The following is a 12084-nucleotide window of genomic DNA, read 5'->3' on the forward strand; positions in this document are numbered from 1 at the left end:
TACCAGGAGCAGGAGCATGCGTATGAATTTGCGGAACAAACTATTCACGGCCTTTTTGGGGCTTATTATTATTCCGTTATTTGTGCTGGGCCTATTTACATTCTTTATTACGTACAATTCGATTGAGAAAAAATACAGCCAGCAGGCTGAATATTCGCTAAAAGCGATCAGCTACAGCATTCTGAGCGTGTTCAAGGAGATGGAGTATGTCACGGATAACGGGATTGCCACCTCCGTCTTTGCCATGGCGCTGAATGCCAAGAATCCCGATGATCAAAACCTGATTAAGGAATCCAATGCGGAACAGCTGAAACTGAACGACAGACAGCGAAACTTTCGGAATCTACTATACAATCACCCAGCCATCAGTTATGCGTTTTTATATCATTTCAATAAAGAGTCATCGCCGATTCCGATATTCAGTAAAGAGGATTTCAGAACACTGCCCTATGAGCAGTTTAAGAACAGTCCTTTATACGAAGAGGTTGTGCAGCTTAACGGAATCCCCAAATGGCTGGCTCCGCACGAATTTCCGGAATTGACGGGGGCGGAGCCGGTATTTACCCAGATCAGGCTGATTAAGGACGTGACGACACTCCGCAAGCTGGGGATCCTGGTCGTCCAGATCAAGAGGTGGGAGTTTGAAGAGATTTTCCGTCATCTGACGCTGCCTAACAATCTGCAGAATACATCGTTTATGTTGGTCAACAATGAAGGCTTCATTTTATTTGATCCAAATAACGATATGGATGGCCAAAATATTAGTCAATATATGAAGCGTGACGTTGAATTTAAGCAAGGCTACCAAAGTTTTAAAGCCAAGTTTAACGGTAAGGAGAATATTGTCTCCATCTATCATCTGAATGATTACGGCTGGAATCTCGTCTCGGTGACCAGCTGGAACTCGCTCTCACAAGAAGTGACTTCTTTTGCCAAGTGGTTCTTCGTCATTATGGGCCTCTGTCTGGTTACGGCGATTGTGTTCAACCGCCTGTTCATGAATCGGATTACCGGGACGATCGCTGTCATCGTACGGTTTATGCGCCGCGTGGAAGATGGGGATTTGAATGCGAGAGTTGAAGAGAAGGGAGAGGATGAGCTGCTGCTACTGTCGCAAGGGTTCAACAATTTGATGAACCGGATCAACAATCTGTTTGCGCAGATCAAAAAGGAGCAGAGGCAGAAGACCGATGCGGAGATGCGTGTGCTGCAAGCGCAGATTAAGCCGCACTTCCTCTTTAACACCTTGGAATCGATCAACGTTCTCGCTGTACAGAATGAAGGACGCAAGGTCAGCGAAATGGTATACCGGCTTGCCAGCATCTTGCGGATCAGTATACAGGAAAAGGAAGAAATTACGCTGGATGAAGAAATCAAGCACTTGCAGAGCTACCTTGAAATCCAGAAGTTTCGGTTCGAGGACCTGTTCGAATACGAGATTGACGTGCCGAAAGAGCTTATGCACAGCCGCATCTTGAAGCTGACGCTGCAGCCGCTGGTTGAGAACAGCATACAGCATGGCTTTGAAGGGATTTCTTATACAGGATGGATACGCATCTCTGCATGGAAGGAACTCGGTAATGTCATCATTCGGGTAGAGGATAACGGGCTCGGCATGACCTCAGAGCAGTTGTCCATGTTTGAATATATGGTGTCCGAGGATAACGGATCGGAACAGACGACGATGCAGAATCTCAAAGTGAACCAGGAACGACGGGGACTTGGACTGCGGAGCGTGGCTGACCGGCTTCGCATTCAGTACGGGGATTATTACGGTCTATTCATATGCTCAAGCCGCCCCGGCGGCACCGTTATACAATGCGTCATACCCAATTATGACAGGGGGGAAGGGCAGCATGTTGAAGGCATTATTAGTTGACGATGAGGCTCCAATCCTGAACAATCTCAGCAAGGTTCTGCCTTGGGAAGAGATGGGCATGAAGGTTGTCGGACTTGCCCGAAGCGGGATGGAAGCACTTGAAGTAGCGGATCAGTATAACCCGGATCTGATTCTGTGTGATATCCGGATGCCCGTCATGGACGGACTGACCTTTATTACGAAGATTCGGGAGAAAGGAAGCCGGGCGGAAATTTTTTTGTTAACGGGATATCAGGAGTTTGAATATGCCCGGGAAGCAATTAAGCTGGGCGTCAAGGATTATATCAGCAAGCCGATTCATTACGGTGAGCTTGAAATGAAGATTCGAGAGATCGGGGAGGAGATCCGCAAGAAGAGGGCGAAAGAGAAGTATTACAATACCGTTTCGCTAATCGATGAGGCTCCGAATCCTGAAGCGGTTAAGAAAACGCCGGAGCAATTGGTAACGTCTGCTCTGGAGTATATCAATACCCATATGGGACAGGATTTGGGGATTGAGGAGCTTTCGGAGCATTTAGGGATCAGCTCCAGTTACTTCTGTTTATTGTTCAAGAACCATGTCGGACTTACCTTCGTGGAGTACTTGACGAGACAGCGGATGGAGGCGGCCAAGTTCCTGTTAGTGAACAGCGACAAGAACATTGCGCAGATCGGCTCCTTTGTCGGTTATCATGAGCGGCGGTATTTTACCAAGGTATTTCAAAAGGCTACCGGCATGACGCCATCCGAGTTCCGGGAAATGTCCGGGGAGGCAACGGTATAGGTTTTGATAGGGCCTATGCAGGCGCTACAGTCATCACGAGATCAATCCGCTTGGCTTGCAAAGTCCTTTAAATGGATAGAAAGTAGGTATGAGATCAATGAAATGGACGGCAGCAGATTTATCGTTAGAACAAAAGGTAGGACAAATGTTTATATGCGGCTTCAACGCCTTGACGCCGAATGAGCACGCCAAAATACTGATTGAACAATATCAGGTCGGGGGCATCTGCTATTTTCGCCGGAACGTGAAAACGCTCCCTCAGCTTGCCGAACTGTCAGAGTCCTTGCAGCAGCTCGCATCGGACCGCCAAAAGTTTCCGCTTCTGATCTCAATAGATCAGGAGGGCGGTATGGTTGCCCGGATTGATCATGAAGGCATCAGCCGCATTCCGGGAAATATGGCGCTTGGAGCAGCGGGCAGCGCGGAGGATTCGTACAGGGTAGCGCAAATCGGGGCGCGCGAATTGCGTTCACTCGGCGTGAACATGAATTTCGCTCCTTGCCTCGACGTGAACAACAATCCTCGTAATCCGGTCATCGGCGTGCGTTCCTTCGGCGAAGATCCCCAAGCTGTTGCCGCGCTTGGGGCTGCGGCCATTAAGGGATATCAGGAAGAAGGCGTGTCCGCTACGGCCAAGCACTTCCCGGGACATGGCGATACGAGCGTCGATTCACATCTCGGGCGGGCTTCTGTACCGCATGATCTGGAACGGCTCCGCAGCGTGGAATTGTATCCGTTCGCGCAAGCGATCCGGGACGGTGTGGACGCCATTATGACGGCTCACGTCAGTTTCCCGGCGATAGAGCCGAGTGATCTGCCGGCAACGCTTTCTCATGCCGTGTTAACGGGTTTGCTGAGGGAAGAGATGGGGTTTGAAGGGCTGATCATAACGGACTGCCTTGAGATGCATGCGATCTCCAAAGAGTACGGGATTCCGGAGGGCGCGATACGCGCGATCGCAGCGGGTGCGGACTGCGTACTGGTCAGCCACAATCTATCCGAGCAGACGGCGGCGATTACGGCCGTCATTGAAGCTGTCCGCAGCGGAAGGCTTTCAGAGAATCTGATCGATACGGCTGTAGAGCGGATATTGGCGCTTAAGCAGCGTAATGCGATGCTCGCAGAGGAGCTTCCGGTCTACCCGATTGGCGAGGTGGCGGAAGAGACCAAACAATTGCTGGCTCAAATCGCAGGCAGAGGCATCACGCTGGTGAAAGACGAAGGGCAGCTGCCTCTTAAGCCGGCGCAGGCTGTGGCCGTGATCTGGCCGGAACTGCTTTCGGCAACCCAGGTTGATGAAGCATGGAGCATGAGCTATACCTTGGGGGATGCCTTAAGATGTTACGGGGTTCCGGCAGACGATCTGCGAGTCGGAACCGATATGTCCGATGAAGAGGTCGAGCAGGCCGTTAAGGCAGCCGAAGGATATAAACAGATTGTGGTAGCCACGTACACTTCCGAGAGCCGTCTTCCCGCCGGCCAGCAGAAGCTGGTGAACAAGCTGGCTGAACTTGAGGATGTGGCCCTTGTTATCGTCGCTACCCGTAATCCTTATGATATCAATGATCTTCCCCCGGTTCCGACGTATTTGTGCAGCTACGAGAACACGCCTTATTATATGAATGCGACCGCGGGCGTCTTGATAGGACAGGTTAAACCGGAGGGTAAGCTCCCGGTAGGGATCAGCGAGGCTTATCCGCTAGGTTGGAGCGGTAATCAGGACTATGTCAACAATTGAATAAGGGTTGCTCAAACCGGAGTCTTCCTACCCAGGAATGCTCCGGTTTTCCTATTTTCCAGCCATTTCTGAGCAACTTTTCGGGAAACTTCGCGTCTAATAGTATGTCCAATAGAGGCAGACAGACTATACTGAGTGTTTTAAAGGAGTAGAGAATGAATTTCAAGAGAATCTCGATGATTACAGTCCTTGCCGCGGCACAGGTATCCATGGCATTTCCCGCGGCAGCTGAATCACCGGATATTACAGCTCCGGCGCTAAATAGCCAATCAGCGCTGCAGTCCCCGGTGGAAGGACAAAGCCAGCAGAGTGGAGAACAACAGACGGACATGCAGCAAGCGGAGGAAACATCGGCAACGCCAAAGGAAACACCTTCTGATTCAGTTGAAGGCACGATTAGCGATCCGAATGCCGAACCTTCTACCCCAAATGAACAGCAGGAGCAGGAGGACACGGATAGCGATCCTTCCGATAATGAGGTATCAGAGAACGAATCGGGCAGCCCATCCGGAGACAAGCCCGAAGTCAGCACTTCCCATGTTTCGGCTAACGAACTTGTGCTGCTGATGAACAGCAATGTGATGTACCATAACGGCAAGAAATACAAAGCGGGTCAGCCGATGGCTGTGAAGCAAGGGGTATCCTATGTCGCCATTCGCGCCATGGTTGAACGTGCAGGACTGAAGCTGTCTTACGATAACAAAACGAAGGAAACCATCATCCTTAAGGATGGCAATGAACTTCGGTTTACGACAGGAAGCAGCAATTATAAGGTCAACGGACAGGTACGCCCAATGAAAGGCCCTGCTTACCAGAGCAGCAATGTGTTTATGGTTCCGTTAACCGCGATCACGCAAGCCCTTGATATTCCATACCGGGTAAACCAGCCCGAGAAAAAGGTTATTCTTGATTTATCCGGTATGGGCAGCGGCAACGGTAACGGCCAACAGCCAGGCGGAAATAACGGCGGGGGATCTGGCAGCGAGGTTCCGAACATACCGAACCTGGGTCCGAATGACCTCATCCTGATGATGAACAGCAACAAGATGTATCAGAACGGGAAAGCTTATACGGCAGGTCAGCCAATGGCAGTCAAGAATGGCGTATCCTATGTTGCCATTCGCTCCCTCGTTGATCGTGTCGGCCTGAAGCTGACCTATGACGGAAAGACAAAGGAAACGATTATTATCCGCGGTAACGATGAGCTTCGTTTTAAGACGAACAGCAGCGTATACACCGTGAACGGGGTCAGAAAATCAATGAAGGGACCGGCTTATCAGTCCAACAATACATTCATGGTGCCGCTGACCAGCATTACACAGGCGCTGGACATTAGTTATCGGGTGGACCAGCCGAACAAACGGGTTATCCTTAGCCTGAGCTCAAAGCCGGTAGCTTCCTTCACGGTGCAGCCTGGCGAGATTCTTGCCGGACAAACAACGGTTACGTATAAGACGAATGCCTATTCTCCGACAGGACTAGCTATTGTTGACGAGCATTGGGAAGGCCGGGAAGAGATTTTTGACGAACCCGGCGTGCATACGGTTTCCTACTCGGTACAGGATTCCAGCGGGGAGTGGAGCGACCCGTATATATTGAGCATTCAAGTATCCGCACCGAATACGCCCCCTGTTGCCATGTTCGAAACGGACAAACAGGAATATAAGATCGGTGAGAAAATAACGTACATGAATATGAGTTATGACAACGATCCTGGCGATGAGCTTACGTATAAGTGGGAAAACAACGATCAGGCCTTTTTTACGGCAGGAACGCATAAGGTGCTGCTCATTGTTACCGATAAACATGGAGCGACCAGCTCATACGAGAAGATCATCAACGTAACGAGTGAAGTGTTGTATACGCGCGATCAATTCAATCAATTATTTACGGGCATCGGCGACAAATACACCTTTGACGGATCAGCTGTGCCGACATGGAAACTGATGCCGATTACGAGAAGCTCCGAACCGTATCTGTTGATTCGCAGCAACTCTCCGGAAACCGTCTATCAAGAGGGGATTGTCTACCGTGAGGTCGGCAATGCCAGCACGCGATTCATGATTCACCACTTGAACGCTACCGGGAAGAATATGAAGATGTATGTCGTCGCTACCAACATCAACACGATGACGGCGCGTCTGACCACCGAATATACCGGTTTGGGCGGTCCGATCAATATCCCGACAGCCACGGGTAAAGCGGCTGTCCAGCGTTACCTCGAGTCCATGCAGTCAGCGGATGCATTCAAAACGATCTCGCTCGCCCCTGGGGAAAGCCGGATCATTTTGCAAGACTTGAGCGCGCAAACCTTGAAGAATCAGCAGGTGCTCTCCATGTTTGCTGATCTCTATTCCGACTCGCCGATCCGATATGATGTCATCATGATTGATGAAGCCAAGGATCCGATTCAAAAGCTGCCTTACCTGAAACTCCATCCGAGCGATGGCGTGCATAACCGGGGAACGTATCCGGACTCGACGCGGATTATTGAATCCTATGACTTGGTTGGCGACACGCCTACCCGTCTCGCGCTCGGCGACAAGACAAACGATCCGAATCTGGAAGGGTATGACGGCATTAACGGTTCATATCAATCCAATGCCGGGAACTTCGGTGTACTGTACAAAATCAAGCTGCACCGCGTAGCACCCAATACGCTGATCACGCTGAATCCGCGCGGAGGCAAGTACATGGGTGCGATGATGGTGAACGGAAATATCATTCAGACGCCGAATACAAGCGGTGGCGCCGTATCTGCGCCGAATGAAGCTGCCGTTCTCTATCGTACGGGGAATTACGAGCAGACCGTGGAAATCCTGTTTACGGCGGCGCCGGGAAGCAGTCTGCCAATCAACATCCTGCTCCAGCCGCTTCCGCAATTAAAGAACTAATCCATTCATCATGTATAGCAACGGGACAGCCTTCTTAGCCAGAACATGGTTAGGGCTGTCCTTTTTGTTGGTTCTTGCTGAGGGATCATGTCATATCCCAGGCATCTATTTTCCACTGGCGGGTACCTTGCAGGCGTTTAGCCTATACAGAACCGCTTTCATTGACGCTGCCTTATTTTTCAGGCATTATAAGAAGAGAGTATCTTCAAGTAGAGGAGGTTACCTCCGTATGCTTACGACGGAACAGATCATCGACGCCATGTCGGAACATGGGCTGCGCATTACTGATCAGCGCAAGACACTTGCCAAATTGTTTGGGGAACATCCTGGATATTTGACGGCCAAGGATGTGTACGAATATATGGGCCGGAAGTACAGCGGTTTGAGCTTCGATACGGTCTATCGGAATCTTCGGGTATTGTACGAGCTTGGCGTATTGGAGCAGGTTGTGTTCGAGGAAGGCATCAAGTTTAGAGGACGCTGCAGCGAAGAACATCACCATCATCACATGATCTGCCTGCAGTGCCAGAAGACGTACCCGATTACGTTTTGCCCGATGCAGCTGACCGATGCGCCGGATGATTTCCAGGTGGTTCAGCATAAATTCGAAGTGTTCGGCTACTGCCGGGACTGCGGCAAGGACAGTGCGGATAATGAAGTTTCACCAGGCGGTGCAGGAAAGCGGGATAGCCGGGCATGAGCACAGCGCGCAGGGTGGTGAAGGTGCCGATACACTTCTATCGGAAATTCATCTCTCCGTTGAAACCGGCGACTTGCCGATTCTATCCAACCTGCTCGGCCTATGCTCTTGAAGCGATTGAGGTGCACGGCGCGCTCAAGGGCTCCTGGCTGGCGGCCAAGCGAATAGCAAGATGCCATCCGTTTCATCCAGGCGGCATTGATATGGTTCCGCCGCGCAAGGATAAGATGTCGTCTTCATGGACAGAGAAATAGCGTTTTTTGGGGTATCCTAGCGGATACGAAACGGAATGCATCCTGTCTTATAGGTCATAGCCATTCGACGGACCGCGGCTCATCTTGACACGCCGCAGCCCGTTTGATTAAAATGTAAGAAATTATAGGTATATCCGAGGAAGAGATAAGTACGGAAAGCTTGCCTTGAACAGAGAGCCGGAGCTGCTGGAAACCGGTCTTGGCGAATTTCGGAAAATGGTCTTGGAGGATCCGCTTTTGAGCGCTGCAGTCGGGGTATGAAGGCTGCCGTAAAGGAGCGGCGTGAGCCAGCGTTAATGGACGGCCGGATGACGGCAGATGAGCCTGTTACCCGTAAGGGGACAGGGAATTTGGGTGGTAACACGTGAGAACAACTCTCGTCCCATGGGGACGGGGGTTTTTTGCTATTTACTGCTGTTTTCGTAAAGAGATTGCCTGATACAAACAATCCATTTCACGGTAAAGGAAGGTTACAATGGCAGACAAAAAGACGTTTTATATTACAACGCCAATCTATTATCCAAGTGATAAGCTGCATATCGGGCATGCTTATACTACAGTGGCCGGCGACGCGATGGCCCGCTACAAACGGCTTCGCGGATACGATGTCCGTTATTTGACGGGGACCGATGAGCACGGACAGAAGATTGAACGCAAAGCGGCGGAGGCTGGAAAAACCCCGCAGCAGTTCGTCGACGATATCGTGGCCGGCATCAAGGACCTGTGGAAGAAGCTGGACATATCGAACGAAGATTTCATTCGCACCACGGAGCAGCGCCACACCACGGTTGTACAGGAGGTATTTGAGCGTCTGCTGAAGCAGGATGACATCTACAAGGGCGAATACGAAGGCTGGTACTGTACGCCTTGTGAGTCTTTCTTCCTGGAACGTCAGCTTGTAAACGGCAACTGTCCGGACTGTGGACGACCTGTTGAGCTTGTGAAGGAAGAGAGCTACTTCTTCCGTATGAGCAAATATGTGGACCGCTTGCTCCAGTATTACGAGGAGAATCCGGATTTCATTCAGCCGGTATCCCGCAAGAATGAGATGATCAACAACTTCATTAAGCCGGGTCTTGAGGATCTGGCTGTGTCCCGTACGACCTATGAGTGGGGCGTGAAAGTGAAGAGCGATCCGAAACATGTGATCTATGTGTGGATTGACGCCCTTCTGAACTATATAACGGCACTCGGTTACGGTACAGAGGACACCAGCCTGTATGACAAATACTGGCCGGCCGACGTACACCTGATGAGTAAGGAGATCGTCCGTTTCCATACGATCTATTGGCCGATCATTCTGATGGCGCTCGATGTTCCGCTTCCGAAAAAGGTGTTTGCCCATGGCTGGCTGCTGATGAAGGACGGGAAAATGTCCAAGTCCAAGGGGAATGTGGTTGATCCGGTTACGATGATTGACCGGTATGGTCTTGATGCGCTTCGTTATTACCTGCTGCGTGAAGTTCCATTCGGAGCGGACGGCACCTTTACGCCGGAAAGCTTCGTGGAACGGGTGAACTCCGACCTGGCCAATGACTTGGGTAACTTGTTGAACCGTACCGTGGCCATGGTCGATAAATATTTTGACGGAGTCGTTCCTGCGTTCTCCGCCGGCGTAACGCCGTTTGATGCAGCGATCGAGGAAGCGGCTAAGTCGGTTTATGAGAAAGTCGAAACCGCTATGGAAAATATGGAATTTTCCGTTGCGCTGACGGCCATCAGTCAGTTTGTCAGCCGCAGCAACAAATATATTGATGAGACCCAGCCTTGGACGTTGGCCAAAGACGAGAACAAACGGAATGAGCTGGCATCGGTCATGAGTCACTTGGTGGAGACGCTCCGCGTAGCATCAATCCTGCTTCAGCCGTTCCTGACCCGAACACCGAAGAAAATGTGGGATCAGCTTGGCCTGGCGGAAGGCGAATGGACGACTTGGGAGAGCGGACGCCAGTTCGGAGCTATACCGGCTGGAACGAAGCTTCAAAAAGGCGAGCCGATATTCCCTCGCCTGGATACAGAGCAGGAAGTGGCATACATCGCCGAGGCGATGACAGGCGGTACGAAGGCCACTCAGGAAGAGACTTCGACCTCGGCAGCAGATTCGCCGGCCGAGAGCACGGCGGAGCCTGTAGAGCTTAAAGAGGAAATCGGCATTGAGGATTTTGCCAAGGTCGAGCTGCGCGTAGCGCAGGTGATTGCAGCCGAGCCGGTGAAGAAAGCGGACAAGCTGCTTAAGCTGCAGCTTGACCTCGGATTCGAGCAGCGGCAAGTGGTATCCGGCATAGCGAAGTTTTACACGCCGGAGGAATTGGTTGGACGGAAAGTGATTTGCGTAACGAACCTGAAACCGGTGAAGCTTAGAGGCGAAATGTCGCAAGGCATGATTCTGGCCGCATCCCACGGCGATCAGCTGACGCTTGCAACCGTACCGGACGGCATGCCTAACGGCGCAGTTGTCAAATAAAATGCTCTCTCATTGAATTAAGTCGCGATAGACGGTGTACCCTGTTAAAGGGTACGCCGTTATTTTTTCCTTTAATACGGAGGATATAACATCTCTATTGAAAATTAATAGTAATTCTTACGATTTGGTTGACAACGAGGTTGCCTGCTTTTATAATCTTGTTAGTAAAGATTACGATTAATTGATCGGAGCGGATATGGGGAGATGAACATGAACAAGAGAAAGAGAGAGAACAAACTTACCGGTTGGACCTGGAGTGTAACCTCTATCTTATTGGCGGTACTCATCCTGTCGGGATGCGGAAGTAAATCCGGCGGCAGCATTGTAGAGGGCAAGGTAAACGTCATTACGACCTTTTATCCAATATATGAATTTACGAAGGAGATTGGCGGGGATAACGCCAATGTCGTAAATCTTCTGCCAACGGGCGTGGAGCCGCATGATTGGACACCGCGCAGCCAGGATATCGTGAATACTTCCAAGGCCCAGCTGTTTCTCTATAACGGTGCCGGGCTGGAAGGCTGGGTACCGGGATTTTTGAAGGGACTTGATAAAGACACGCAAGTCAAGCCGGTTGAAGTCAGTCACGGCATCCAGCTGATTGATGCTGTGGGAGACGATGGTCATGGACACGGGGAAGCAGCCCACGAAGAGGAACATGATCACAGCCATGAAGAAGGCGCCGAAGCGGAGCACGATCACAGCCATGAAGAAGGCGCCGAAGCGGAGCACGATCACAGCCATGAAGAAGGTGCCGAAGCAGAGCACGACCACAGCCATGAGGAAGGCGCTGAAGAAGATCATGCGGGCCATGACCACGCAGAAGAGCCCGCCGAGACTAGCACCGACACACATCATACGGACCCGCATACATGGGTAAGCCCAAAATCCGCGCTGGTCATGGCTGAGAATATCAAGAACAGCCTTGTCGAGGTGGATCCTGAACATAAGGACGGTTACGAACAGCGCTTTGAAGCCTTGAAAGAGAAGCTGGTCAAACTGGATAAGGATTTCACAAGCGAGTTATCCAAAATGCCGAAAAAAGACATAGTCGTATCCCACCAGGCGTTCGGATATCTGTGCCGGGATTACGGTTTGACGCAGCATGCGATTATGGGGCTGTCGCCAGACGCGGAGCCCAGAGCGCAGGATATTGTGAACCTCACCAAGACGGTGAAAGAGAAGGAAGTTAAATATATTTTCTTCGAAGAGCTCGTATCGGATAAACTTGCCAAAACGCTGGCAAATGAAGCAGGCGTGGAAACCTTGGTATTGAATCCGGTGGAGGGACTGACTAAAGAGCAGGCGAGCGGCGGCGAGAATTATTTCACGCTGATGGAGAAAAATTTGCAAAATCTAACGAAGGCTTTACAATAAGGAAGATGGGGGAGC

General features: G+C 50.9%; 8 protein-coding genes and 1 other annotated feature. All 8 genes read left to right on the plus strand.

The window, feature by feature from the left end:
* The first annotated feature begins 22 nt into the window (after positions 1-22).
* The 8 genes from MKX98_RS11070 (at position 23) to MKX98_RS11105 (ending at position 12069) form a co-directional block, all read left to right on the plus strand.
* Positions 23-1879 (plus strand): sensor histidine kinase, encoded by a 1857-nt coding sequence (locus MKX98_RS11070; RefSeq protein WP_339224402.1) that lies wholly within the window; start codon positions 23-25, stop codon positions 1877-1879.
* Complete coding sequence (locus MKX98_RS11075; RefSeq protein ID WP_194541850.1) at positions 1857-2642, plus strand: response regulator; 786 nt, start codon at positions 1857-1859, stop codon at positions 2640-2642. Before MKX98_RS11070 ends, MKX98_RS11075 begins: the two co-directional genes overlap by 23 nt.
* Before the next feature lie 97 nt (positions 2643-2739).
* Positions 2740-4380, plus strand: a complete 1641-nt coding sequence (gene nagZ / locus MKX98_RS11080) for a beta-N-acetylhexosaminidase (protein ID WP_339222986.1) — start codon at positions 2740-2742, stop codon at positions 4378-4380.
* A gap of 155 nt (positions 4381-4535) precedes the next feature.
* A complete protein-coding gene (locus MKX98_RS11085; RefSeq protein WP_339222988.1) occupies positions 4536-7274 on the plus strand; it encodes a stalk domain-containing protein in 2739 nt (912 codons plus the stop codon).
* A 229-nt stretch (positions 7275-7503) separates the two neighbouring features.
* Positions 7504-7974 carry a Fur family transcriptional regulator gene (locus MKX98_RS11090; protein WP_220685924.1) on the plus strand — a complete coding sequence of 157 codons (471 nt, stop codon included), beginning with the start codon at positions 7504-7506 and terminating at the stop codon, positions 7972-7974.
* A complete protein-coding gene (gene yidD / locus MKX98_RS11095) occupies positions 7971-8228 on the plus strand; it encodes a membrane protein insertion efficiency factor YidD (protein WP_194541853.1) in 258 nt (85 codons plus the stop codon). Before MKX98_RS11090 ends, yidD begins: the two co-directional genes overlap by 4 nt.
* A 128-nt stretch (positions 8229-8356) precedes the next feature.
* Positions 8357-8616, plus strand: a binding site (T-box leader).
* Positions 8617-8703: 87 nt separating this feature from the next.
* Entirely contained in the window at positions 8704-10692 is a 1989-nt protein-coding gene (gene metG, locus MKX98_RS11100) for a methionine--tRNA ligase (protein WP_339222990.1), read from the plus strand.
* A 210-nt stretch (positions 10693-10902) separates the two neighbouring features.
* Positions 10903-12069: a zinc ABC transporter substrate-binding protein gene (locus tag MKX98_RS11105; RefSeq protein ID WP_339222992.1), complete on the plus strand. Its 1167-nt coding sequence runs from the start codon at positions 10903-10905 to the stop codon at positions 12067-12069.
* Positions 12070-12084 lie beyond the last annotated feature (15 nt).

It is taken from the genome of Paenibacillus sp. FSL W7-1332 (assembly GCF_037969785.1).
Lineage (GTDB): Bacteria > Bacillota > Bacilli > Paenibacillales > Paenibacillaceae > Paenibacillus_AQ.